This window comes from Allobosea sp. P4_H5 (assembly GCF_056400825.1).
Genome location: NZ_JBFUKM010000012.1, coordinates 189,330 through 213,793, shown reverse-complemented (window position 1 = coordinate 213,793; position 24,464 = coordinate 189,330). Strand labels below are relative to the sequence as shown.

Below are 24,464 nucleotides of genomic sequence, written 5' to 3'. Positions count from 1 at the left end.
ATCGGCCTGATGCGCGCCATGGCCCGCCAGAAGCTGTTGTTCGTCGCCACCGAGGACTGGTTCTTCGCCTCGCATTTCCTGCCGATGGCTCGCGCTGCGGCAGAGATGGGGCTCGACGTCGCCGTGATCGCGCGGGAGCGCAATCACCGCAAGGCGATCGAGGCGACAGGCGCAAGGCTGATCGCGCTCGAGGCCGAGCGGCGCTCGCTCTCGCCGGTGGCGCTGGTCAAGCAGGTCATGGCGCTGAAGCGCCTGATCGAGCACGAGAAGCCTGATATCCTGCACTGCATCGCGCTGAAGCCGATCGCGCTTGCCGGCCTCGCCGGACGGCTTGCCGGGGTCGAGCGGCGGGTCTACGCCCTGACCGGGCTCGGCTTCCTCGGTGCGCGCGAGGGCGCAGCCGCCGATGCGGCGCGGCTGGCGGCGAAATTCTGGCTGCGCGAGGCGGTCGACGGGCCGCTGGTGCGCTTCCTGTTCGAGAACCCCGATGACCCGGTGACGCTCGGGCTCGATCCGGCCGATGCCGGCAAGGTCGCGATCGTCGGTGGCGCCGGGGTCGATCCGCTGGTCCTGATGCCGGAACCGATGCCGCCGCAGCCGCCGCTGAAGGTCGCGCTGGTTGCGCGCATGCTCTGGTCGAAGGGCGTCGACCTCGCGGTCGAGGCGGTGACGTTGGCGCGCAAGCAGGGCGCGCGGGTGGAGCTGACGTTGCATGGGGCGCCCGACCCGTCCAACCCCAAGGCGGTGCCGGAGGCGACCCTGCGCGAATGGTCGGCGCGGCCGGGGATCACCTGGGCCGGGCCGACGCGCGATATCGAGGGCGTCTGGCGGGGGCACCATGTCTGCTGTTTGCCCTCGCGCGGCGGCGAGGGCCTGCCGCGGACCTTGCTGGAGGGCGCCGCCTGCGGGCGGGCGCTGCTGACGACGGACGTGCCGGGCTGCCGCTCCTTCGTCCGCACCGGCCAGGATGGCTTCGTCGTGCCGGCCAACGACATCGCCGCTCTGGCGCAGGCGCTGGTGACGCTCGCTGCTTCGCCCTCCCAGGTGGAGCGCATGGGCGTGAGCGCGCGCGAGCGCCTGCTCGCCGGCTATACCGAGCGCGACGTGATGGACGGGGTTAAGGGCCTCTATCGCGCCCTGCTCGGGCAACATCAGGCGGATCTGGTCGCGTGAGTGTGGTCGATGCCACGCTGGACCGGCTCGCCTTCATCCGGGCCCATACGCGGCTGCTGCCGGTGCCGCATGCGCCGGAGATCTCGCTGCATGTCGCCGAGGAAGCGACTGAGCTTTGGCAGAAGACCGAGGACGAGCTGGCGACGATCGGCCTGCCGCCGCCGTTCTGGGCCTTCGCCTGGGCCGGCGGGCAGGCGCTGGCGCGCTATATCCTCGACCATCCCGAGACCGTGCGCGGCTGGCGCGTGCTCGATTTCGCCAGCGGCTCCGGCCTCGTCGCCATTGCTGCGGCGAAAGCGGGTGCGGCTGAGGTGATCGCCGCCGATATCGACGCCTTTGCCGCCGCTGCGATCGGGCTCAATGCCCAAGCGAACGGCGTCTCGATCGAGGCTCGCCTCGACGATCTCATCGGTCTCGACCAGAGCTGGGACGTCATCCTCGCCGGCGACATCTGCTATGAGCGCGAGCTGGCGGCGCAGGTGATAGACTGGCTCTCTAGCCTGTCGCAGCGCGGCGCGACCGTGCTGATCGGCGATCCCGGCCGCAGCTATCTGCCCAAGGACAGGCTCGCCGAGGTCGCGACTTATCAGGTGCCGGTGACGCGCGCGCTGGAGGACACCGAGATCAAGAAGAGCTCGGTGTGGCGGCTGGCGGGCGAGGGGCGGTAGAGGTCGGACGCTCCCGGTCAGGCGGCCCGGCTCGGGGCTTTCTCCGGGGGAACGCCGTCCTTGATGACGCTCCTGAGCATACCGCGCAATTCGGGCGTATCCTGATGCCCGTGAACCTTGACGGCATGCTGGACGGCGGCTTCCAGCAGTTCGCCTTCGGTATCGGCGCCGATCGCGATTGAGCAGTTCATCTCGCTCGGGAATTCACGGCAGTCGATGAATTTGCGTCCCATGGCGTCCTCCTCGATTGGAAGATCCGGCACCCTTCAAGTCGAAGGGCTGCTTGGTCCACAGTACGCCCAGGCGCGATTGCCGCGAAAGCGATATGCAGGCCCATGATGGCGGGAAGCGCGACTATTCAGTCTACTGCGCCATTGATGATTGGGCTCACTGCACATGAAAAAAGGGCGCCGCCGACACCGGCAGCGCCCTTATCGAAAGCGCGATGGCGCTGCCTCAGGCCGCCAGCACGACGACCTTCGTCTTGACCGGCGTGTTGTTGTAGAGGTGGATCATGTCCTGCGTGAGCAGGCCGATGCAGCCGCTGGTGATGCCGTTTCCGATCGATTCTGCGTCGAGCGACGCGTAGATCGTATAGAGCGTGTAGGCGCCGTTCTGGTAGAGATGCAGCGTGCGCGCGCCGAGCGGGTTGTCGAGGCCGCCGGGCATGCCGCGGGCGTATTTGGCGGCTTCCGGCTGGCGCTTGATCATCTCCTTGGGCGGCGTCCAGGTCGCCCATTCGGATTTGCGCCCGACATAGGCGTCGCCGTTCCAGCGGAAGCCGTCGCGGCCGACATTGGCGCCATAACGGGTCGCGTTTCCGCCGTCCTCGACGCGGTAGACGTAGTAGTTGCCGGGATCGACGATGATCGTGCCCGGCGCTTCCTTGGTGTTGTAGGCGACCGTCTTGCGGAAATATTTCGGATCGACATGGGTGACGTCGATCGCCGGGATCGGGAACTTTTCCTCCGGCACCGGCCCGTAGAGCTTCTGCGCCTCGGCGAGGCTCATGCCGTCGGTGGTGCAGCCGCCAAGCGCGAGCGCGCCGAGGCCGGCGGCCGAGCCGGCCAGGAAGGAGCGGCGGCCAAGGAGGCCCACCGGGCGCCCGAGCAGGGCGATCTCATGCATCTTGCGGGCATCGGCCTTGCTATCGTCGATGATCATGTTCCTGGACTTCCCATGTCCTGCTGCCCGACGAGAGAATACTCCGGCATACATCTGCTGAACGTCTTGGCGCGGCGGAGATTGCCGGCACATGGCACGGCTGGCAAGCTCCGGCCTCGCTGTATTTTCGGCTTCACGTCTTACGAAATCGCTTCCTTCAGATCCAATGTCCCCTGCACGCCGATGGCGGCGTAGTTGCGTTTCAGCCAGCGCTTGGCCGCGGTGCGGCCGAGATCGCGCAGGCTGAGCAGGAAATTCCATTCCGAATTGAGCCGCGAGGATGAGGTGAGCTGCGACAGCGGCAGGCCGCCATCGATGCGATGCATCAGCACGCGCTTGTAGTCGCCGGTCGAGAGCTTGCCGTCGTCGACCAAGCGGTTGACGAAGTCGATGGCGCGCAGTTCGCGTAAGAGCGAGGCGTTGAAGGTGATCTCGTTGAGCCGGTCCTGGATCGCCCGCGCATTGATCGGCAATTCCCGGCGTTCGAGCGGGTTGATCTGGACCAGCAGGATGTCGTCGCCGGCGGCCTCGTAGAACAGCGGGAACAGCGGCGGATTGCCCATATAGCCGCCGTCCCAATAGGGCTCGCCGTCGATCTCGACCGCCTGGAACAGCATCGGCAGGCAGGCGGAGGCCATCAGATGGTCGGCGGTCAATTCCTCGCGCGTGAAGATCTTGATCTTGCCGGTGCGGACATTGGTCGCCGAGATGAACAGGTTGACGTCGGCGCAGCCATTGACCTTGCTGAAGTCGATCAGGTCGGAAATGACCCCGCGAAGGGGATTGATGTTGAGCGGATTGACGTCATAGGGGCTCGCCACCTTCGACAGGAGCTCGAACCAGATCAGCCCCGGCGGGCGCCCATCGGTCCAGGCGCCGAGCATGGTGTCGAGCAGCGAGCGTTCCGAGCCGCCATATTTGCCGTCGACGCTGATCCGGCGCCAGAAATTCTCCAGCGCCGTGCGGGCGCCGTCGATGCCGCCGTCGAGCCAGCCCTCGGTCAGCACCACCGCGTTCATCGCGCCGGCGCTGGCGCCGGTGATCGCCTCGATGGCGATGCGGCCATCGGCGAGGATCTCGTCGAGCACGCCCCAGGTGAAGGCGCCGTGCGCGCCTCCGCCCTGGAGTGCGAGGTTGACCGATTTCTCGGCCTTCGGCCCCGCCAGGCCCTTGACCTGCGGGACGCGGCTGCGCTTGCGGCCGGTCACGCGGCGGTCCAGCCGCCATCCATCGGCAAGGTGGTGCCGGTGATCGACTTGGCCGCATCGGTGCAGAGGAAGACGGCGAGTGCCGCGACCTGCTCGACGGTGACGAATTCCTTGGTCGGCTGAGCCAGCAGGAGCACGTCGTTGATGACCTGCTCCTTGGTTAGGCCACGGGCCTTCATCGTGTCGGGGATCTGCTTCTCGACCAAAGGCGTCCAGACATAGCCCGGCGCGATCGCGTTGACGGTGATGCCCTTGGTCGCGACTTCCAGCGCTACCGTCTTGGTGAAGCCGGCGATGCCGTGCTTGGCGGCGACATAGGCCGATTTGAACGGCGAGGCGACGAAGGCGTGGGCGCTGGCCGTGTTGATGATCCGGCCCCAGCCCTTTTCCTTCATCTTCGGCAAAGCGGCGCGCGTGGTGTGGAAGGCCGAGGACAGGTTGATCGCGATGATCTGGTCCCATTTCTCGATGGGGAACTCGTCGACCGGGGCGACATGCTGGATGCCGGCATTGTTGACGAGGATGTCGATCGCGCCGAACTCCTTCTCGGCCTCGGCGACCATGGCGGCGATCTCGTCCGGCTTCATCATGTTGGCGGCCGAGTAGCGCGCCTTGACCTTGAAGTCGGCCTCGATCGCGCTGCGTTCCTTCTCGATCGCGTCGGCATCACCGAAGCCGTTGATCACGACATTGGCACCTTCGGCAGCAAGTGCGCGGGCGTAGGCGAGGCCGATGCCGGAGGTGGAGCCGGTGACGAGGGCGGTGCGATCTTTGAGGAACATAGGGCGGCTCCTGACATTTGGCCTGAGAACGCTTAACTTACCGGCGGAGGCTGGCATTGCGCCAGCGAGGGAGCGTCGGTCACCAGGACGGTGCCCGATGTGCTATTGCAACGCAACATGACGAAAATGCAGCCTGCAAGTGACGCCCATCACCACGATCACGCCCATGATCATGAGCATGGTCTATGTCAGCATGCGCACGACCATTCGCGCCACGCCGCCACCGGGCTGGCGCGGGCCGAGAAGGTCTGCCGCGAGCGCGGCGTGCGCCTGACGCCGATCCGGCGCAAGGCGCTGGAGGCGCTTTATTCCGATCACAAGCCGGTCGGCGCCTATGATCTCGCCGACCGGATCTCGCCGCCGGGCGGACGCCGGCTGGCGCCGATCTCGATCTACCGGGCGCTCGACTTCCTGGTCGAGCAAGGTTTCGTGCACCGTTTGAGTTCGCGCAACGCCTTCATCGCCTGCCCGCATGGCCATGGCGCCAACGAGGCGGTCGCCTTCCTGATCTGCGAGGTCTGCGGCGGCGTCGACGAGGACGCCTCACCGGCGATGCGCCAGGCGATCAGGGGCATGGCCGAAGGCCGGCACTTCCAGACCTCCTATCAGGTGGTCGAGATCGTCGGCCGCTGCGAGCATTGTCGCGACGCTGGAGCCCGTTCCGATCAGCTTGCGTTGCAAGCATGATCGGCAAAACGGTCTCCATCTAAAAGCGGGAGACGGATTCACCGATCAGGTTTATTCAACCTGATCGGATCCGGCTCCGGGCGGCTTGACGATCATCCTGCAAGGGCGCAGTGCAGCCGCGACGAGCCGCTGCCGGCCAAGGATCCGGACCATTCCATGAGTGAACAGCCGCTGACATGCCTGCCCGAGGGGCCTGACGCTGCGCCGGCGCCGCGCAAGCGCACCGTGCCGGTGATGGTCGGCCATGTGCAGGTCGGCGGTGGCGCGCCGATCGTCGTGCAGTCGATGACCAATACCGACACTGCCGACATCCCGGCCACGGTTGGGCAGGTCGCGGCATTGGCGCGGGCCGGCTCGGAGCTGGTGCGCATCACCGTCGATCGCGACGAGGCAGCGGCGGCGGTGCCGCATATCCGCGAGCGGCTCGACATCCTCGGCATCGACGTGCCGCTGATCGGCGATTTCCATTATATCGGCCACAAGCTTCTGAGCGACCATCCGGCTTGTGCGCAGGCGCTGGCGAAATACCGGATCAATCCCGGCAATGTCGGCTTCAAGGACAAGAAGGACAGGCAGTTCGGCCAGATCGTCGAACTCGCGATCAAGCATGGCAAGAGCGTGCGGATCGGCGCCAACTGGGGCTCGCTCGACCAGGAATTGCTGACGGCGCTGATGGACATCAACGCTGCTGCGCCAAAGCCGCTCGATGCGCGTGCGGTGATGCGCGAGGCCATGGTGCAGTCGGCCCTGCTCTCTGCCGAGCGCGCCGAAGAGATCGGCTTGGCCAAGGACAAGATCATCCTCTCGGCCAAGGTCTCGGGCGTGCAAGATCTGATTGCCGTCTACCGCATGCTGGCGGAGCGCGGCGACTATGCCATCCATCTCGGCCTGACCGAGGCCGGGATGGGCTCGAAGGGACTCGTTGCCTCCTCGGCGGCGCTCGGCGTGCTGCTGCAGGACGGGATCGGCGACACGATCCGCTTCTCGCTGACGCCGGAGCCGGGTGGCGACCGCACGCTGGAGGTGAAGGCCTCGCAGGAACTGCTGCAGACCATGGGCTTCAGGGCTTTCGTGCCGCTGGTCGCGGCCTGCCCGGGCTGCGGGCGGACGACCTCGACGGTGTTCCAGGAGCTGGCGATGGACATCCAGAGCTGGATCTCCACCTCCATGCCCGAATGGAAGACGCGCTATCCCGGCATCGAGGCGCTCAACGTCGCGGTGATGGGCTGCATCGTCAACGGCCCGGGCGAGTCCAAGCACGCCGATATCGGCATCTCGCTGCCGGGCACGGGCGAGACGCCGACCGCGCCGGTCTTCGTCGACGGCAAGAAGGTCGCGACCCTGCGCGGACCGTCGATCGCCGCCGAGTTCAAGACGATGGTCGAGGATTACGTCGAGCGGCGCTACGGCGCCCGCGCTGCCGCGGCCGAATAGGCGCAGGCGACTATTCAATCGTTTGAAGCGATTCACGGCACGCATGGCGCGAAAGTGGCTGCCGCCAGTGTGGAACATGCCCGCGCGCTTTTCGTTCGGCCGGAAACGGCCGAACGAAGAGAATTCGCGCGACTAAAAAAAGCTGAGCATGTTCTTGTCCCAAAAGTGGTTCCCACTTTTGGGGAACATGCTCTAGCGTCTTTGCCTGGACAGACATGCCGTGCTAGAGGCCCCGGCCTTTCGCTGCATTGCAGCACCCGCGGAGCGCCCTGATGGGTCATGACCAGCAGCACCCGCCGGCCTCCAAGCCGGATGGGGATCGCTTCGGGCTCGAAGAGCCGGCCGGCAACGGCCACTCCACGCAGAGTTACGCCGCATTGGCGCTCGGGGCGCTCGGCGTCGTCTATGGCGACATCGGCACCAGCCCGCTCTACGCGCTGCGCGAGACGATCCTGGCCGCGACCGGCGCAGCCTCCGGCGGGCATGGCGGCGGCGCCGAAGTCGTCCTGACGGGCCCGCTGCCGCGCGCTGCGGTGATCGGCGTGCTCTCGCTGATCCTGTGGTCGCTCGTCGTCGTGGTGACGCTGAAATATGTCGTGCTGCTGCTGCGCGCCGACAACAACGGCGAAGGCGGCACGCTGACCCTGGTGGCACTGGCGCAGCGCGCGCTCGGGCGCACGCGCGGCGGCATCGTGCTCTTCCTCGGCATGGCCGGCGCGGCGCTGTTCTATGGCGATGCGGTGATCACGCCGGCGATCTCGGTGCTTTCGGCGGTCGAGGGCCTGAAGCTGGTGACGCCGGTGCTCGACGACTACGTCATCACGATCGCGTCGGTGATCCTGATCGCGCTGTTCCTGGTGCAGAGCCGCGGGACCGGCAAGGTCGCCAACTTCTTCGGCCCGATCATGACGATCTGGTTCCTGACGCTGGCCGGCCTCGGCATCTATCACATCTCCGACGACCTCGGCGTCTTCGCCTCGATCAATCCCTATCACGGCGTGCGCTTCTTCTTCGACCATCCCGGGCTGTCGCTCGCGGTGCTCGGCAGCGTCTGCCTGGCCGTGACCGGGGCCGAGGCGCTCTATGCCGATATGGGCCATTTCGGCCGCGGCCCGATCCGCAGCGCCTGGATCTACCTGGTCTTCCCGGCCTTGTGGCTGAACTATCTCGGCCAGGGTGCGCTGATCCTGTCCGACCCGACGGCGATCGATAATCCGTTCTACAAGCTCGCCCCGCCGGCGCTGATCCTGCCGCTGGTGATCATGGCGACGCTCGCCACCATCATCGCGAGCCAGGCGGTGATCACCGGTGCCTATTCGCTGACCCGGCAGGCGATCCAGCTCGGCCTGCTGCCGCGCCTCGAGATCCGCCACACTTCCGAGCACACCTCCGGGCAGATCTACATCCCGCGTATCAACATACTGCTGCTCTTCACGGTGCTGCTGCTGGTCTGGACCTTCAAGACCTCGTCCAACCTCTCACATGCCTATGGCATCTCGGTATTCGGGGCGATGCTGGTCGACTCGTTGCTCGCCTTCATCGTGATCTGGCGGGGCTGGCGCTGGGGCCTGGCGGCCGCTGTGGCTGTGATCCTGCCTTTCCTCATCATCGATGTCGCCTTCTTCTCGGCAAACCTGCTGAAGCTGCTCAGCGGTGGCTATGTGCCGGTGCTGTTCGCCATGGCGCTCGTCCTCCTGATGTGGACCTGGGTGCGCGGCACCAAGATCCTGTTCGACAAGACCCGCAAGACCGACGTGCCGCTGCTCGAGCTGGTCGGGATGCTGACCAAGAGTCCGCCCTACCGGGTCAAGGGCATGGCGGTGTTCCTGACCAGCGATCCGGAGACGGCGCCGGCCTCGCTGCTGCACAACCTCAAGCACAACAAGGTGCTGCATGAGCGCAACGTCATCCTGACCGTGCGCTCGGCCGATACCCCGCGCGTTGCCGAGAGCGAGCGCGTCAGGCTTTCGCGGATCACCGACGATTTCTGGCGCGTCGAGATGGTCTACGGCTACATGGAAAGCCCGAACGTGCCGAAGGGGCTGGCCATCCTGCGCAAGCAGGGCTTCAAGTTCGACATCATGTCGACCTCGTTCTTCCTGTCGCGCCGCTCGATCAAGGCCTCGCCGCAATCGGGCATGCCGATCTGGCAAGACAACCTCTATATCGGCCTGACCAAGAGTGCGACCGACGCCACCAACTTCTTCCAGATCCCGACCGGCCGCGTCGTCGAGGTCGGCACGCAGGTCACGGTCTGACGTATCAGCTCTTGCGCTGGGCGGTGAACTGCGCCGCCGCGCGCAGCATCGCAGCTTCCGGCCCGAAGCCGGCGATCGCCGCGATCGCCTCGTCGCTCAGCCGGTCGCGCTCGCGCTTGGCCGCGTCGAGCCCGAGCGCGGTGACCAGCGTCGCCTTGCCCCTGGCGTCGTCCTTGGCCGTCGCCTTGCCCATCTGCTCCGGGCTCGCTTCGATATCGAGGATGTCGTCGGCGACCTGGAAGGCTGCGCCCAGCGCCTTGCCGTAGCGCTCCAGCGCCGCCATCCGCGTCGGATCGGCCTGGCCGAGGCGAGCGCCGATCAGGACGCTGCCGGCGAGCAGCGCGCCGGTCTTCATCGCCTGCATCCGCCGGATCTCGGTCTGGCCGAGCTTCTCTGCCGCGCCGTCGTCGCCAAAGCGCCTTTCGGCGGCAAGATCAAGCATCTGGCCGCCGACCATGCCGCCAAGCCCGAGCGCGCGGGAAAAAAGCAGGATGATCGCGGCGCGGGTCTCGCCGTCCGGATGGGTCCTGGGATCGGCGATGACGTCGAAGGCGAGGGTCAGCAGGCCGTCGCCGGCGAGGATCGCGGTCGCCTCGTCATAGGCCTTGTGCACGGTCGGGCGGCCGCGGCGGGTGTCGTCGTCATCCATGGCCGGCAGGTCGTCATGGACGAGCGAATAGCAATGGGCGAGCTCGACGGCGGCGCCGGCACGCAGCGCCTGCTCGGCGGGAACGCCGAAAAGCTTGGCCGTCTCGACCACGAGGAAGGGCCGTAGGCGCTTGCCGCCGCCGAGCGCACCATGGCGCATCGCGGCGAGGAGCCGGGCAGGGCGATGGATCTCGCCAGCCTCGAGCTCCTCCCGCAGCAGCGCATCGAGCAGGGTTTCGATGGCCGCTGCCGTCTTCGACAAGGCGCTGGCCAGGGCCGCGGCGGGGGCAGTCCGTTCCACGGAACTCATCATCATCTCTCGCGTTTGGCAGCCTGATCTGGCGCTGACCTGGCGCGCGGGGCTTGCCGGAGGCAGCCGTAATCGTCAAGCGTGGGGGCATGACGCAGATGGCAGACAACCCAGCTCCACGACGCGGGGGCCTCGTGGGACGGATCGTCCGTGCCCTGGTCCGGCTCGCGCTGGTGCTGGCGATCGTCTTCGCCGCCCTGCTGCTGCTCTATCGTTTCGTGCCGCCGCCTTCGACGCTGATGCTCGGCCGCTGGCTGACCTTCCGCACGGTGGAGCGTGACTGGGTGCCGCTGTCGCAGATCTCGCCCTATCTGATCCGCGCGGTGATCGCCTCCGAGGACCAGCGCTTCTGCTCGCATAAGGGCGTCGACTGGGGCGAGCTCAACGCCGTGCTGCAGGACGAGGACGGACCCAGCCGCGGCGCCTCGACGCTGACGATGCAGACCGCCAAGAACCTCTTCCTCTGGCCGAGCCGCTCCTATCTGCGCAAGGGGCTGGAGCTGCCGATGGCCCTGGCGATCGACCTCGCCTGGCCGAAGCGGCGGGTGATCGAGGTCTATCTCAACATCGCCGAATGGGGCGAGGGCGTCTTCGGGGCGGAAGCGGCGGCCCAGCGCCATTTCGGCAAGCCCGCCTCGCGCCTGACGCCGGCAGAGGCCGCCAGGCTCGCCGGAGCCCTGCCGAACCCGATCCTGCGCAACCCGTCGCGGCCGAGCCGAGCCTTGCTGGCGGCCGCCGGCCGGGTGCAAAGGCGGATGAACCAGCTCGGGCCGCTTGGAAACTGTGCGCTTCCGGCCGGCGCCAGCGCGCAGGCACCACTTTTTCCGCAGCATGGTCTAGCCAGAGCCCGCGCGAGCGTGTAAAGGCCAGCCCTCATCACGAATGTGACGTCGTCGCGACAGTGGTGCGGGTGAAATGCCCCGCCTCGCGCGAAGGCATGATGGAGAGTACCGATGGCCGTTCCGAAGAGAAAGACTTCGCCGTCGAAGCGCGGCATGCGCCGCTCGGCCGACGCGCTGAAGCAGCCCACCTATATCGAAGACAAGAACTCGGGCGAGCTGCGCCGTCCGCATCATATCGACCTGAAGTCCGGCATGTACCGCGGCCGTCAGGTTCTGAAGGCCAAGACCGAGGCCTGATATGGCGGGGCCCTGCGGCCCCAGTCTTCGAGACCGAAGAGCGCCGGCCGAAAGGCCGGCCTTTTTGCGTTTGTGCTTCAGGCCGAGCGCAGAAGCTTGAGAGGGGGCTGGCGACGCGCCATTCCTTCATAATAGCGGCGGGCGCCGATGAAGGGCGTCTCGCGGTCGCGGCCGGCGAAGGGGCCGATCCCAGCCTGGCTCGCGGCGACCTGGACGAGGAAAGCGGCGGGAACCCTCGGCGTGGGTTCCTCTTGCTCCGTGAAGGAGGCCGCTTYGGGCTGTCCTGTCTCAATCATCGTGCCGCTCCGGAACATCTGGGGGGTCGGGAGCGAATCCTTGCAATCCGGACGCCGGCCTTAACCGGCCGTTAACGCCGCCTCCTGCATCGTTTCGGCACAGTTTCCCGCCATTCCGCAATCAGGACGGGGCGGCTCTCCAACCCGTCGTCCGAGGCAGCCGCATCATGTCTGCGCCGTCCCTGTTCGGTTCCCGCGACGAGAGGATCGTCGAGCCGCGCAGCCTGCTCTCATCGATCGGCGAAGTGGCTTACAGTTGGGATATCGGTAGCGACACGCTGAGCTGGGGTCCGAATGCGGCCGAGGTGCTCGGTCCTGTTCCATTAGCCGTGCTGCAGCGCGGCCTATCCTTCGCCGGACTGGTCGAACCCGGGAGCGGACGCAGCCGCTACGATGCGATCTTCTCCTCGGGCGGGCATGATCTCGGCGACGGTGCGGTCTATCGCACGCGCTATGCCGCCGATCTCGCTGGTCGCAAGATGTGGATCGAGGATGCCGGGCGCTGGTTCGTCGGGATCGACGGCCGCCCCAGCCGCGCACGCGGCGTGCTCAGGCTGGAGCGGGCAGTGCGGCCGGAGGAACTGACCGCAACCGACGCCGATCTCTGTGACCGCGATGTGCTGGTCGAGCGTGTCGACGAGGCCCTGGCCGAGCATCTGCCGGCGGAACGCTCCGTCGTCGTGCTGGTCGCGGCGATCGGCGAACTCGCACGCCTCAATGGTGAGTTCGGCCATGAGGGCACCGAGGAGATCATCGAAGAGGTGCGTCAGCGCCTGCATTCGGTGATGCGCCGACGCGACCAGCTCATGCACTATTCCGGCAATCGCTTCGCCATCCTGCTCAGCAGCTGCCCGGCAAACCAGATCGAGGCGGCCGCGGAGCGCTTCATCAAGGCTGTTGCCCGCTCGGCGGTCGAAAGCTCACGCGGGATCGCGCTGGTCAGGCTGCGCGTCGGTGCAGCGATCGCCCCGGACCTGACCCGTGAAGGTGCGACGCTGGTCAAGGCGGCCGAAAGTGCACTCTCAGGCGCCGAGGCGGCGGGGCTCGACAATGCCGTGATCGCGCGCCGGCCGGTTGCGGCCGAGACCGGTGGTGCTGCCGCGCCGCGGCTCGATCTCGAAGCTGTCGTCGCGCTGAACGAGCGTAGGGTGCGGCTGGCCTTTCAGCCGGTGGTGACGGCGAAGGGCCGCACTCTGGCCTTCAACGAGGCGCTGCTACGGGTCGAGCGTCCGCAGGGCGGCTTCCTCGCCGCGGCCGAGCTGGTGCCCCTGCTCGAAAGGCGGGGCCTGGTAAATCTGTTCGACCATCGCGTGCTCGAACTCGCCATGACGCATCTGGCGGAACGGCAAGACGCGGTGCTGTCGATCAACGTCTCGCCGCGCACCCTGGCGGAGGCCGACTGGATCGAGGGGTTCGAGGCGAGCGCCGGGGCGAACCCGATCGTGGCGAAGCGCCTGATCGTCGAGGTCACGGAGACGGCGACGATCGAGGATCCCGAGCGGATGGCCAAGCTCTTGACCAGGATCAAGCAGCGCGGCGCCCGGGTGGCGATCGACGATTTCGGCGCAGGCCACACGTCGCTGCGGCATCTGCGCGCCTTTCCGATCGACATCCTCAAGCTCGACGGCGCCTTTACGCAGAACCTGCGGCGTTCGACCGATGATCGCTTCTTCGTGCGCACTTTGCTGGAGCTGGCGCATCATCTCGGCGTCGAGACCGTCGCCGAATGGGTCGACGACGAGCTGCAGGCTTCGATGCTGTGCGATTGGGGCGTCACCTATCTGCAGGGACACCTGGTCGGCAAGGCCGAGCTGAGCCTGCCGGACGAAACGTATGACGGCCCGCCGCTGCGCGCGGCGGGCTGATATCGCGGGCGATCAGCTCCAGGCGGAACTGCCGCTCACTTGTCCTTGGCGAGCTTGTCGAGCCGCTCGCGCATCTCGTTGAGCTCGCGCTTGAGATCGCCGAGTTCGCCGTTCTCGCCCTGGGCCGGCGCTTCGCCTCGGCCCTTTGCGGCGGCCGCCGCCGCGAACGGGTTGAACAGGCGGAAAGCCTCGGTGAACATCTGCATATTGGCGCGCGTCTGGGCCTGGAGCGCATCCATCGCGCCAGTGCCGAAGGCCTTGCCCATCTGCTCGCGGATCTTGTTCTGGTCTTGCGTCAGATTATCCATCGAGAATTCGAGATAGCGCGGCACCAACGCCTGCATGCTGTCGCCATAGAAACGGATCAGCTGGCGCAGGAAGGTGATAGGCAAGAGATTCTGCCCGTCCTTGCTCTCTTCGTCGAAGATGATCTGGGCCAGCACCGAGCGGGTGATATCCTCGCCGCTCTTGGCGTCGTAGACGACGAAATCCTCGCCCTTGCGCACCAGCCCGGCCAGATCCTCCAGCGTCACGTAGGAGCTCGTACCTGTGTGGTATAGCCGACGATTGGCGTATTTCTTGATGACAGTCGGTTCTTTGTCGCTGGCCATCGACCCCACGCGGTGAGTTGCGGCCAAGCCCGAGGGATCGGGCAGGCCGGAGAACGGTCCCGGTAGGAACGATAACTCTTCGGCTGCCTGCTGCAAGTTTTTTGAGCGCGTGGCGAGATCGAGCCGAGTCTGCCTCGAAGATAAGCTTGGCTGCTCAGCCCGCTTGACGGCGTCGTTTCACCCTTCGAAGGTGGGCAAGACAAGCCGCCGTGCCGCGTGGCCGGCGAGCGAACCGGAGGAAGAGCCCCATGGCTGAGAATGACATCGTGATCGTCGGCGCAGCGCGCACGGCGGTCGGCTCCTTCAACGGCGCCTTCGCCAATACGCCGGCTCACGATCTCGGCTCGGCGGTGATCAAGGAGGTTCTGAAGCGCGCCAGGGTCGATGCCGGCGAGGTCGACGAGGTCATCCTCGGCCAGGTGCTGACGGCGGCGCAGGGCCAGAACCCGGCTCGCAAGGCAGCGGTCGACGCCGGCGTGCCGCAGGGCTCGACGGCCTGGGGCCTCAATCAGGTCTGCGGGTCGGGCCTGCGGGCAGTGGCGATCGGCATGCAGCAGATCGCCAATGGCGATGCCAGCATCATCGTCGCCGGCGGCCAGGAATCGATGTCGCTTTCGGCTCACGCCTCGCATATGCGTGCCGGCACCAAGATGGGCGACGTCAAGTTCATCGACACGATGATCAAGGACGGCCTCTGGGACATCTTCCACGGCTATCACATGGGCACCACGGCGGAGAACGTCGCGTCCAAATGGCAAATCAGCCGCGAGGAGCAGGACCGCTTCGCCGTCGGCTCGCAGAACAAGGCCGAAGCCGCCCGGAAGGCCGGCCGCTTCAAGGACGAGATCGCGCCGATCACGATCTCGACGCGCAAGGGCGACATCGTCGTCGACACCGACGAATACATCCGCGACGGCGCGACGCTGGAGGCTATGGCCAAGCTGAAGCCTGCCTTCTCGAAGGACGGCACGGTGACTGCCGGCAACGCCTCGGGCCTCAATGACGGCGCCGCCGCGCTGGTGCTGATGACGGCGAAGGAAGCGAGCAAGCGCGGCTTGACCCCGCTGGCCCGCATCGCCTCCTGGGCGACGGCCGGCGTCGATCCGGCGATCATGGGCTCGGGCCCGATCCCGGCGACGCGCAAGGCGCTGGAGAAGGCCGGCTGGAAGGTCGGCGATCTCGATCTGGTCGAGGCCAACGAGGCCTTCGCGGCGCAGGCGCTGGCGGTGAACAAGGATCTCGGCTGGGATCCCTCGATCGTCAACGTCAATGGCGGCGCGATCGCGATCGGCCATCCGATCGGCGCGTCCGGCGCGCGCGTGCTGGTGACGCTGCTCCACGAAATGGCCAAGCGCGACGCCAAGAAGGGCCTCGCCACGCTGTGCATCGGCGGTGGCATGGGTATCGCCCTGGCGGTGGAGCGCTGAGCAGCTCTCCGCCATGCCGAAGCAGACCACGCTCTATCGCTATCTAACCGGTCCCGATGACGCCTCGTTTTGTCATCGGGTCTCGGATGCGCTGAGCCGTGGCTGGATGCTCTATGGCCACCCGACCCTGACCTATGACGAGAAGACGGGGCGGGTGATCTGCGGGCAGGCGATCATCAAGGATATCGACCGGGCCTACGAGCCCGGTCTCGATCTCAGCAAAGAATAACGCGGCCTTCATAGCCGCGTCTAAGAGGGAGAAGACGACGATGGCTAAGGTTGCACTGGTGACGGGCGGGTCCCGTGGCATCGGGGAGGCGATTTCGAAGGGCTTGAAAGCGGCCGGCTACACCGTGGCGGCGAGCTATGCCGGCAATGACGAGGCCGCGGCCAAGTTCACCGCCGAGACCGGTATCAAGACCTATAAATGGGACGTCTCGGGCTATGAATCCTGCGTCGCCGGGATCGCCAAGGTCGAGGCCGAGCTCGGGCCGGTCGACGTGCTCGTCAACAATGCCGGCATCACCCGCGATGGTATGTTCCACAAGATGACCAAGGAGCAGTGGGACGCGGTCATCAACACCAACCTCAACTCGCTCTTCAACATGACCCGCCCGGTCTGGGAGGGCATGCGCACCCGCAAGTTCGGCCGCGTCATCTGCATCTCGTCGATCAACGGCCAGAAGGGCCAGATGGGCCAGGTCAACTACTCCGCCGCCAAGGCCGGCGACATCGGCTTCGTCAAGGCGTTGGCGCAGGAGGGGGCGCGGGCCGGGATCACGGTGAATGCGATCTGCCCCGGCTATATCGGGACCGAGATGGTCAAGGCGATCGATCCGGCCGTGATCGAGAAGTCGATCCTGCCGCATATCCCGGTCGGGCGCCTCGGCGAGCCCGCAGAGATCGCGCGGGCGGTCGTCTTCCTCGCCAGCGACGAGGCCGGCTTCATCACCGGATCGACGCTCTCCGCCAATGGCGGCCAGTATATGGCGTGAGTCCCTTCAGGTCGCCGCATCGCACGCTTCGGCATGCGAAGCGGCGGCCTGGATCTTCCGTGTGGTCAGCGCAATCTGGCCGCGCTTTTCTGGTTTCTTATTTCAGATGCGTGCAATTCGGCCATGTGCCGAGCGCAGCTCGAATTGGGCAGAGCTAGGGTTGAGACAGGCTTAAAAATTTAAATATTCCAGTGCCTTATCGTATTCTCAACTCTCTCCCAGGCCAAATTCCGTTAATTCTCCCTTAATCATCCCGCCGAAACTTCGCTGGACCCCGAGTTTGGAATCGCTTCGACTATCGAGAGGCGATCGATGGTCGTCTTTCGTTTTCTGCAAGCGAGGTCCAGTAGGCCGCTCGAAGTTATAGGCCGGAAAAAAGGGGAAGCCGTTGAAGTCTGCAAGGGCTCGCTGTCTCGCATTGCTGTCGACCTCGTTACTGGTCGCCTACGCACTCCACGCAGACGCTGCCTTGGCAGGCTGTGGTGCGACCACCGCCGGTGACGACATCGTCATCTGCAATGCCGGCTCCGCTCCCGATCCGACCGCTGCGCCGGTTGATCTCCAGGCTGGCAACGACACACTCACTGTCGATAGCGGGACCTATAATGGCGGCGTCACCGGCGGGGCCGGAACCAAGACGATCACCTTCAATGGCGGGACCATTGCGAACTACACGAATACCGTCGGCACCAGCCTGATCACGCTGCCCGGGGGCAGCACTCTCACCGTGACCGGAGGCGTCACCACCGGAGCGGGCGCCGACAGCTTCGAGATCAATGCCGGAACCGTCAACGGCGCCGTCAACCAGGGAAGCGGCATCGACAGCTTCATCATGACTGGCGGCACCATCGGCTCGCTGGCGCAGGGCGACCAACGCGACACGTTCCTGATGACGGGTGGGACGATCGTCGGCGCGTTCGAGGATGGCGACGTGGCGACGATGACGGGCGGCACGATTGGCCGTGTCGACATGAAGCTCGACAACAACATCTTCGACATGTCGGGCGGCCGGATCATCGGCAATCTGGTCACCGGCTTCGGCAACGACACGGTCACGATCTCGGGCGGCTCGATCGGCGGCAATATCAGCGTCAGCGGCGGCACCGACAGCGTCACCGTGACCGGTGGTGCGATCGGCGGCGAGATCCGGATGAGCGCCGGCAACGACACTTTCCTCTGGCAGGGCGGCGGCACGATTGGCGGCCTGATCGACATGGGCGATGGCGACGATACTGCCACATTGCGCAATCTTGGGGACGCCCACGTCTCGGCGACGCAGACGATCACGGGCGGCAGCGGAACCGACCTCCTGGTGCTCGCCGGATCAGGCCCCTCGGCGATGAACGCCAGCCTCGTCACCGGCTTCGAGCGTCTGGACAAGATCGAGGCGGGTACCTGGACCCTGAGTGGTTCCCTGACCGATTTCCAGCTTGTCACCGTGCAGCAGGGCACGCTGCGATTGACCGGCGACAATTCCGCCTTCGCGGGCCGGACGATCGTCGATCCGGCAGGCATCCTCGAAGGTCCGGCCCTCGGTATCACGCCGGCCGTCACCAATAACGGCCTGGTCCGTTTCACCCAGCCGGATGTGGGCACCTATGCCGGCACCATCAGCGGCACGGGCGCGGTCGAGAAGACCGGAGCGGGCACCACGATCCTGACGGGCAGCAATACCTATACCGGTGGCACCACCATCACGCAGGGCACGCTGCAGCTTGGTGCTGGCGGGACAAGTGGCAGCATCGTCGGGAACGTCACCAACAATGGCAGGCTCGCCTTCAACCGTTCCGATCTGGTGACGTTTGCCGGCACCATCTCCGGGACCGGTGCGCTCACTCAGGACGGGTCCGGCACGACGGTGCTGACGAGCGTCAACACCTATACGGGTGCGACGAGCGTCACAGCTGGAACACTGGCGATCGGCGATGCCGCCAACCGCGGCGCGGCGCTCGCTGGAGGCGGCCCGGTTTCGGTCGCGGCCGGCGCGACCTTCGGCGGCTATGGCCGCGTCGCCGGCTCGGTGACGAACAGCGGCAGCCTTGCGGTAGCCGATGCGCTGGCGGCCTTTGCCAGCGCTGGCAAGGGCAATTTCACGATCGGCGGCACGTTGACCAATGCCGGCAGGGCGCAGGTCGGCGGTAGCGGCATCGGCAACACCCTCACCGTGTCCAGCTATGTCGGCCAGGGCGGCACCGTCGCGCTCAACACCTATCTCGGCAGCGACGGTTCGCCGTCGGACCTGCTGGTGATCAATGGCGGGACGGCGAGCGGAACCTCGCAGCTCGCGATCACCAATGTCGGAGGATCCGGCGGCGCAACCAGCGGCGACGGCATCCTGGTGATCGAGGCGACCAACGGCGCGACGACGAATCCGACCGCCTTCTCGTTGGCAGGGCCGGTTGCGGCCGGCGCCTATGAGTACATCCTCTTCCACGGCAGCACCACCGGCGGATCTAGCCAGAACTGGTACCTGCGCAACACGGTCGTCGCGGAAACGGGTGGCTCGGATACGCAAGCCGCGCCCGGCTCGCCGAATTTGCCCGATGTGCCCGCAGGCTCGGATCCGATTCCGCTGTATCGTCCGGAGGTCGCCGCCTATGCCGCGGCTCCGGCGATGGCGCGACGCCTCGGCGTCGCGACGCTGGGCACCTTCCATCAACGCCGTGGCGAGCAGGGTCTGCTGAACGCACAAGGCAGCTTCGCTGCCGGCTGGGGGCGCGTCTTCGGCGAACGGACCGAGCAGCGTTGGCGCGGGGCCGTCGATCCGGAATTCGACGGCCGTATCTGGGGGCTCCAGACCGGTCTCGACCTGTACGGGGTCGATGGTCCCAGCGGCCATCGCGACCGGTTCGGCCTGTTCTTCGGCTATGGGCGCGCCGAGGGTGACATTCGCGGCTTCGCCATCGGGCAGCGGCGCAGCCCGGTCGGCAAGCTCACCCTCGATGCGAAGAGCCTCGGCGCCTACTGGACGCATCTGGGGCCGACGGGATGGTATGTCGACGCCGTGCTGATGCACAGCTGGCACGATGGCGATGCGCGCTCCAACCGTGGCGTCCGTGGCGACATCGGAGGCAGCTCGGTGACGGCCTCGTTGGAGGGCGGCTATCCGATCGCGCTCGGGGCAGGCTTCACCCTCGAGCCGCAGGCGCAACTGATCTGGCAGCATCTGTCGTTGGACCGGACCCGTGACAGGTTCTCGGCGGTGAGCTTCGACAATGGCGACAGTCTCACGGGGCGGATCGGCGCTCGTCTGCATACCAGCGTCCTGCTGGGCGGGGCCGAGCTTCAGCCCTATCTGACCGCGAATCTCTGGCACAATTTCAGCCGCACCGACAAAGTCCTGTTCGACGCGACCGATGTGATCCCGACGCGTTTCAGGGGGACTTCGCTTGAGGTCGGCGGCGGCGTGATCGCCAAGCTCACCGCCAATGTCAGCCTCTATGCGACGGGCGGCTATGTGACGCCGCTCGGCGACGACAAGGGCCACAGCGTGCGTGGCAATCTCGGGCTGCGCGTCATCTGGTGAGGTACGCCATGTGCTGCGGGCGACGCGAGCTTTTCAGCTGCGCGCAGCCTTCGGCAGCAGGAAGGTGAGCAAACCGAAGGCCGGCAGCCAGGCGCAGAGCCAGAAGACCTGGATGATGCCGATCTTGTCGGCGAGGGCGCCGAGCCCGGCCGCGGCCAGGCCGCCGAGGCCGAAGGCGAGGCCATAGAACAGCCCGCCGACCAGCCCGACGCGATGTGGCACCAGATCGATCGCGTAGATCAGGATCGCCGAGAAGGCGCTCGCCATGATGAAGCTGATGATCACGCTGAGGATCGCGGTCCACATGAGGTCGGCATAGGGCAAGGCGAGCGTGAAGGGCAGGCAGCCGAGGATCGAGAGCCAGATCACGCGGTGGCGGCCGATCCGGTCGCCGATCATGCCGCCGATGATCACGCCGAATGCGCCGACGACGAGATAGAGGAAGAGCAGGATCTGCGAGAACTGCAGCGAGACCTGGAAACGCTCGATCAGATAGAAGGTGTAGTAGGAGGTGAAGGCCGCCGAATAGGCGTTCTTCGAGAACAGGATGACGATCAGCACTGCCATGGCGAGCAGCACCTTGCCGCGCGACATGCCATGCGAAGCGACGTCGTCGGCATGCGCCTTGGAGGCGACCTGCTCCTTGCGGAAGGCGGAATAGCGCGAGCCGATCCAGGCCATCAGCAGCATGGCGACCAGCACGATGCCGGAGAACCAGGACAGGCTCTGCTGGCCGTTGGGCACGACCACGGCGGCCGCTAGCAGCGGGCCGATCGCATAGCCGGCATGGCCGCCGACCTGAAAGACGCCCTGCGCCAGTCCCTGCCGCCCTGCCGCTGCATGGCGGGCCATGCGGGTCGCCTCGGGATGGAAGACGGCCGAACCGGTGCCGACCAGGGCGGCGGCGACCAGCACCATGCCGTAGCTGTGGGCGAAGGCGAGCGAGAGCAGCCCGGCCAGCGTCGCGCCCATGCCGGCGACCATGGCATAGGGCCAGGGCTTCTTGTCGGTGACATAGCCGAGGAGCGGCTGCAGCAGCGAGGACGTGACCTGGAAGGCCAGCGTGATCAGGCCGATCTGCACGAAGTCGAGCCGATAGGTCTCCTTGATCAGCGGGTAGACCGCCGGGATCATCGACTGGATGAGGTCGTTGAGCAGATGGGCGACGCTGAGAGCCGCCAGGACCGGCATCAGCGGGCGGGCGGTGGTCGGCAAGGGGAGCGTGGTCATGGCGCACGCATGCGCCTGCGCGCGAGCGTGGTCAATCGCCGCACGGCGCGCAGGTTGCATGGCGGCTATCGCACACGCGCGCGCCGAAGGCGCGTCAGGGCGATACCAGCAGCTTTGCCGCCAGCGCTTCGCCGGCTGCAAGGATATGGGCTTCGAGCGCCTGGGCGGCGGGCTCGATCCGCCTTGCCGTCAATTCGGCGAGGATGTGCCGATGCTCGGCCTCCGAGCGTGGCTGCCAGTCGAGGCCCTGCCAGGTCGCGAACAGGAAGCGCGCGCTCGTCCGTTGCAGGTCCTCGATCGTCGCCAGCAGGCGTGGCAGGCCGCAAGGCGTAGTGATGGCGTGATGGAAGCGCCGATTGGCTGCCTCCCAGATCAGGGCCGCATCGCTCGCCTCTGCTTCGGCAATGGCCGCCGCGGCCGCTTCCAGATCGGCTGCGGCGAGCTTCGGGAAACCGCGGCGTAGCGCGAGAGCCTCGAGTGCGGCGCGCATCGCCGTCACCTCCAGCACCAGCCCCGGCTCCAGTGGAGCGACGCGCACGCCGCGCCGCGGTTCGCTGACGAGCAGGCCCTGTGCCTCCAGCGTGCGAAAGGCCTCGCGCACCGGCACATGGCTGGCGCCGAACTCGGCCGCGATGTGGTCCTGCCGCACGGCAGCTCCCGGCACCAGCGCCCCGGTGAGGATGCGCTGCGACAGGCTCCTGGCGATGCGGCTGGTCAGCGAGGCGCCTGCCTCGCTTTCGTCTTGAAAGTTCATGGCTCGCATGTTTTCATAGATAATATATGAAATTAGGTTTCACGATGACACGCTCTCGTCCAGACCGCCTGCGCCATATCGCCGGAATCGGCGTCGACCGCATGGGATCAATCGCCGATGCTTCGGGCAAGGATTTCCTGCGGCTGGAGAATCTCGACACCGACATCCCTCCCGATCCCGCAGCGATCGCGCGCACGGTCTGGGCCGCCAGCGAGGATGCCGACAACAGTTATCTGCCTTTCGTCGGCCAGGCGCGCCTGCGCGATATCGCGACCCGCCATGTCTCGGCGATCTCCGGGGTGAGCTATAGTGGCGCGCGCAACTGCGTGATCTCGGCGGGTGGCCTCTCCGGCATTCTCAATGTCCTGCTGGCGGCGATCGAGGTCGGCGACGAGGTGATCGTCACCGATCCGACCTATGCCGGGCTGATCAACCGCGTGCGGCTCGCAGGCGGGGTGCCGCGCTTTACGCCTTTCGGCTTCGAGCCGAGCGGCGAATGGCGTCTCGATCGCGAGGCGCTGCGCGCCAGCATCGGGCCGAAGACGACCGCGATGCTGCTGATGTCGCCCTCGATGCCCTCGGGCGGCTGCCTGAATGCCGGCGACTGGGCGCTCGTCGCAGAGCTCTGCGTCGCGCATGACCTGTTGCTGATCGTCGACACGGCGATGGAGCGGCTGCTCTTCGACGACCGGCCGGTGCTGCATCCGGCGGGGCTGCCCGGCATGGCGGAACGGACGATCACCGTTGGTTCCTCGGCCAAGGAGCTGCGGATGATCGGCTGGCGCGTCGGCTGGATCGTGGCGCCTGAGGCGTTCATGCCCGATCTCGTCGCCGTCTCGCTCGCCAATGTCGTGGTGCCGGTCGGCATCGGGCAGGATGCGGTCGCGACCGCGCTGGAGAATTCCGCGACGGCGCTCGCACCTTACGTCGACGAATTGCAGGCGCGGCGCGATTGCGTGCTCGAGGAGTTGCGCGGCCTGCCGGTCGGCGTTCCCGGTGGCGGCTGGTCGCTGCTGCTGCGGGTGTCGGATTTCGGGCTCGACGGCCCGGCGATGTCGGAGCGGCTGCTGGAACAGGGCGTCTGCGCCACCGCCATGGCGGGCTGGGGCGAGACGCATGGTGCGCAATATATCCGTTTCGTCTACGCCAATGAGCCGGTCGAGCGCCTGCGCAGGCTTGGTGTTCGCGTTCGCGCGGCACTTCGCCTGTAGCTGCCTGTTCAGGCGACGGCCACTCCGAAGCGGCGGCGATAGTCGGCCGGGGCGAGCCCGGTGATGCGCTGGAACAGCTTGCGGAAGGCTGAGGCGTCCTCATAGCCGACATCCCAGGCGATCTGCGCGACCGGGCGGCGGCTCAGCTCCAGCGCTTCGCGCGCCTTGGCGATGCGGATCTGCTGGGCGTATTCGGTTGGCCGCAGGCCCGTCGCCTTGCGGAAGCGACGCAGGAAGGTACGCTCCTCCAGACCGGCCCGCTTCGCCAGTGCCGGCACGTCGTGATCCCTCGCCCCACTCGCCTGCAGCCAGTGCTGCACTTTGAGGATCGCGGCGTCGCCATGGTCGAGCCGCGGCACGAAATGGCCATAGGGCTGCTGCGTGCGCCCGGGCGGGTCGATCAGCAGGAAGCGCGCGGTCTCCAGCATGACGCTCGGTCCGAGCAGGCGCTCGACCAGCGTCAGGCCGAGATCGGTCCAGGCCAGGATGCCGCCGGCGGTGATGATGTCGCCATCGTCGATCACCATGCGGTCGGTATCGACCTTCGCGGCCGGAAAGCGCGCCGCCAGCTCCTTGGCGAAGGCCCAATGCGTCGTCGCCTCGCGGCCCTCCAGCAACCCGGCCTCGCCGAGCAGGAAGGCGCCGGCGCAGACCGAGCACAATGTCGCGCCCTCGCCATGGCGCTCGGCCAGCCAATTGGCGAGACCGTTCATCGGCTGCATCCTCGCCGGCATGATAAGGCTCGGCGGCGCGATGAGGTGGCTTGGATCGTGCAGGGGGCCGGGATGGCTGTCGAAGACGCAGTCCACGCCCGCGCCGTCCGCCGCCTGCCGCCAATGGCTGACGCGGATCACGGGCGCCTCCGGGCCACCGCGCTCCCGGCTCATCTCGCCGGCGATCCGGAACAGGTCGGTCAGGCCGTAGACGGCCGCGAGCTGCACATCCGGATAGAGCAGGAGCCCGATCTCTGCGACAATCTGCTTGCCTGTCGTCATGTTGTCAGTTTTGCCTCGTTGATTGTCGGTTCCGCCAAGCGGCAGCATGCAACGCCCCGCCTATAACCGTCCACATCGAAGGG

General features: G+C 66.6%; 23 protein-coding genes. 13 read left to right on the top strand and 10 right to left on the bottom strand.

Annotated features, from left to right (window positions below):
* Positions 1-18: 18 nt before the first annotated feature.
* Both AC1DS0_RS23820 and AC1DS0_RS23815 read left to right on the top strand, forming a co-directional pair.
* Positions 19-1,173: a glycosyltransferase family 4 protein gene (locus AC1DS0_RS23820; protein WP_476816718.1), complete on the top strand. Its 1,155-nt coding sequence runs from the start codon at positions 19-21 to the stop codon at positions 1,171-1,173.
* Positions 1,170-1,841, top strand: coding sequence for a class I SAM-dependent methyltransferase (locus AC1DS0_RS23815; protein ID WP_476816717.1), 672 nt, complete (start codon positions 1,170-1,172; stop codon positions 1,839-1,841). Before AC1DS0_RS23820 ends, AC1DS0_RS23815 begins: the two co-directional genes overlap by 4 nt.
* A gap of 17 nt (positions 1,842-1,858) precedes the next feature.
* Here AC1DS0_RS23815 and AC1DS0_RS23810 read toward each other — a convergent pair whose 3' ends face one another.
* The 4 genes from AC1DS0_RS23810 to AC1DS0_RS23795 all read right to left on the bottom strand — a co-directional run bounded on the left by AC1DS0_RS23810 (position 1,859) and on the right by AC1DS0_RS23795 (position 4,995).
* Positions 1,859-2,074, bottom strand: a complete 216-nt coding sequence (locus AC1DS0_RS23810) for a DUF1059 domain-containing protein (protein ID WP_476816716.1) — start codon at positions 2,072-2,074, stop codon at positions 1,859-1,861.
* 223 nt (positions 2,075-2,297) lie between these two features.
* Positions 2,298-3,005, bottom strand: a complete 708-nt coding sequence (locus AC1DS0_RS23805) for a L,D-transpeptidase (protein ID WP_476816715.1) — start codon at positions 3,003-3,005, stop codon at positions 2,298-2,300.
* A gap of 140 nt (positions 3,006-3,145) precedes the next feature.
* The gene (locus AC1DS0_RS23800) at positions 3,146-4,213 is read right to left on the bottom strand and encodes a patatin-like phospholipase family protein (RefSeq protein WP_476816714.1); all 1,068 of its coding nucleotides are present in this window, start codon (positions 4,211-4,213) and stop codon (positions 3,146-3,148) included.
* Positions 4,210-4,995 carry a 3-hydroxybutyrate dehydrogenase gene (locus AC1DS0_RS23795; RefSeq protein WP_476816713.1) on the bottom strand — a complete coding sequence of 262 codons (786 nt, stop codon included), beginning with the start codon at positions 4,993-4,995 and terminating at the stop codon, positions 4,210-4,212. Before AC1DS0_RS23795 ends, AC1DS0_RS23800 begins: the two co-directional genes overlap by 4 nt.
* Before the next feature lie 126 nt (positions 4,996-5,121).
* Here AC1DS0_RS23795 and AC1DS0_RS23790 point away from each other — a divergent pair, with 126 nt between their 5' ends.
* The 3 genes from AC1DS0_RS23790 to AC1DS0_RS23780 all read left to right on the top strand — a co-directional run bounded on the left by AC1DS0_RS23790 (position 5,122) and on the right by AC1DS0_RS23780 (position 9,374).
* Complete coding sequence (locus AC1DS0_RS23790) at positions 5,122-5,682, top strand: transcriptional repressor (RefSeq protein ID WP_476816712.1); 561 nt, start codon at positions 5,122-5,124, stop codon at positions 5,680-5,682.
* Positions 5,683-5,838: 156 nt separating this feature from the next.
* A complete protein-coding gene (gene ispG / locus AC1DS0_RS23785; RefSeq protein WP_476816711.1) occupies positions 5,839-7,116 on the top strand; it encodes a flavodoxin-dependent (E)-4-hydroxy-3-methylbut-2-enyl-diphosphate synthase in 1,278 nt (425 codons plus the stop codon).
* Between the two features lie 272 nt (positions 7,117-7,388).
* Positions 7,389-9,374: a potassium transporter Kup gene (locus tag AC1DS0_RS23780; protein WP_476816710.1), complete on the top strand. Its 1,986-nt coding sequence runs from the start codon at positions 7,389-7,391 to the stop codon at positions 9,372-9,374.
* Between the two features lie 4 nt (positions 9,375-9,378).
* Here the strand turns inward: AC1DS0_RS23780 and AC1DS0_RS23775 are convergent, their stop codons facing one another.
* Entirely contained in the window at positions 9,379-10,332 is a 954-nt protein-coding gene (locus AC1DS0_RS23775) for a polyprenyl synthetase family protein (protein ID WP_476816709.1), read from the bottom strand.
* 134 nt (positions 10,333-10,466) lie between these two features.
* On the opposite strand from AC1DS0_RS23775, the gene mtgA reads away from it, so the two are divergent.
* Together mtgA and rpmF are read left to right on the top strand one after the other, a co-directional pair.
* Positions 10,467-11,195: a monofunctional biosynthetic peptidoglycan transglycosylase gene (mtgA, locus tag AC1DS0_RS23770; RefSeq protein WP_476816708.1), complete on the top strand. Its 729-nt coding sequence runs from the start codon at positions 10,467-10,469 to the stop codon at positions 11,193-11,195.
* 90 nt (positions 11,196-11,285) lie between these two features.
* Positions 11,286-11,471, top strand: a complete 186-nt coding sequence (gene rpmF, locus AC1DS0_RS23765; RefSeq protein ID WP_057189713.1) for a 50S ribosomal protein L32 — start codon at positions 11,286-11,288, stop codon at positions 11,469-11,471.
* A 77-nt stretch (positions 11,472-11,548) separates the two neighbouring features.
* On the opposite strand, the gene AC1DS0_RS23760 is transcribed toward rpmF, so the two are convergent.
* A complete protein-coding gene (locus AC1DS0_RS23760; protein WP_476816707.1) occupies positions 11,549-11,767 on the bottom strand; it encodes a hypothetical protein in 219 nt (72 codons plus the stop codon).
* Positions 11,768-11,934: 167 nt separating this feature from the next.
* On the opposite strand from AC1DS0_RS23760, the gene AC1DS0_RS23755 reads away from it, so the two are divergent.
* Positions 11,935-13,632 carry an EAL domain-containing protein gene (locus tag AC1DS0_RS23755; RefSeq protein ID WP_476816706.1) on the top strand — a complete coding sequence of 566 codons (1,698 nt, stop codon included), beginning with the start codon at positions 11,935-11,937 and terminating at the stop codon, positions 13,630-13,632.
* Positions 13,633-13,667: 35 nt separating this feature from the next.
* Here AC1DS0_RS23755 and phaR read toward each other — a convergent pair whose 3' ends face one another.
* Positions 13,668-14,243, bottom strand: coding sequence for a polyhydroxyalkanoate synthesis repressor PhaR (gene phaR / locus AC1DS0_RS23750; RefSeq protein ID WP_476816705.1), 576 nt, complete (start codon positions 14,241-14,243; stop codon positions 13,668-13,670).
* A gap of 248 nt (positions 14,244-14,491) precedes the next feature.
* On the opposite strand from phaR, the gene AC1DS0_RS23745 reads away from it, so the two are divergent.
* The 4 genes from AC1DS0_RS23745 to AC1DS0_RS23730 all read left to right on the top strand — a co-directional run bounded on the left by AC1DS0_RS23745 (position 14,492) and on the right by AC1DS0_RS23730 (position 20,191).
* The gene (locus tag AC1DS0_RS23745) at positions 14,492-15,670 is read left to right on the top strand and encodes an acetyl-CoA C-acetyltransferase (protein ID WP_476816704.1); all 1,179 of its coding nucleotides are present in this window, start codon (positions 14,492-14,494) and stop codon (positions 15,668-15,670) included.
* 13 nt (positions 15,671-15,683) lie between these two features.
* Complete coding sequence (locus AC1DS0_RS23740) at positions 15,684-15,899, top strand: DUF1737 domain-containing protein (protein ID WP_476816703.1); 216 nt, start codon at positions 15,684-15,686, stop codon at positions 15,897-15,899.
* A gap of 40 nt (positions 15,900-15,939) precedes the next feature.
* On the top strand, positions 15,940-16,665 hold the full coding sequence (gene phbB / locus AC1DS0_RS23735; protein ID WP_476816702.1) for an acetoacetyl-CoA reductase: 726 nt from the start codon (positions 15,940-15,942) through the stop codon (positions 16,663-16,665).
* Between the two features lie 469 nt (positions 16,666-17,134).
* Positions 17,135-20,191 carry an autotransporter family protein gene (locus AC1DS0_RS23730; RefSeq protein ID WP_476816701.1) on the top strand — a complete coding sequence of 1,019 codons (3,057 nt, stop codon included), beginning with the start codon at positions 17,135-17,137 and terminating at the stop codon, positions 20,189-20,191.
* 33 nt (positions 20,192-20,224) lie between these two features.
* Here the strand turns inward: AC1DS0_RS23730 and AC1DS0_RS23725 are convergent, their stop codons facing one another.
* Entirely contained in the window at positions 20,225-21,421 is a 1,197-nt protein-coding gene (locus tag AC1DS0_RS23725; protein WP_476816700.1) for an MFS transporter, read from the bottom strand.
* Positions 21,422-21,515: 94 nt separating this feature from the next.
* Positions 21,516-22,175, bottom strand: a complete 660-nt coding sequence (locus AC1DS0_RS23720) for a GntR family transcriptional regulator (RefSeq protein WP_476816699.1) — start codon at positions 22,173-22,175, stop codon at positions 21,516-21,518.
* Positions 22,176-22,219: 44 nt separating this feature from the next.
* On the opposite strand from AC1DS0_RS23720, the gene AC1DS0_RS23715 reads away from it, so the two are divergent.
* Entirely contained in the window at positions 22,220-23,386 is a 1,167-nt protein-coding gene (locus tag AC1DS0_RS23715; RefSeq protein WP_476816698.1) for a pyridoxal phosphate-dependent aminotransferase, read from the top strand.
* Positions 23,387-23,394: 8 nt separating this feature from the next.
* Here AC1DS0_RS23715 and AC1DS0_RS23710 read toward each other — a convergent pair whose 3' ends face one another.
* Positions 23,395-24,381, bottom strand: coding sequence for a GlxA family transcriptional regulator (locus AC1DS0_RS23710; protein WP_476816697.1), 987 nt, complete (start codon positions 24,379-24,381; stop codon positions 23,395-23,397).
* Positions 24,382-24,464 lie beyond the last annotated feature (83 nt).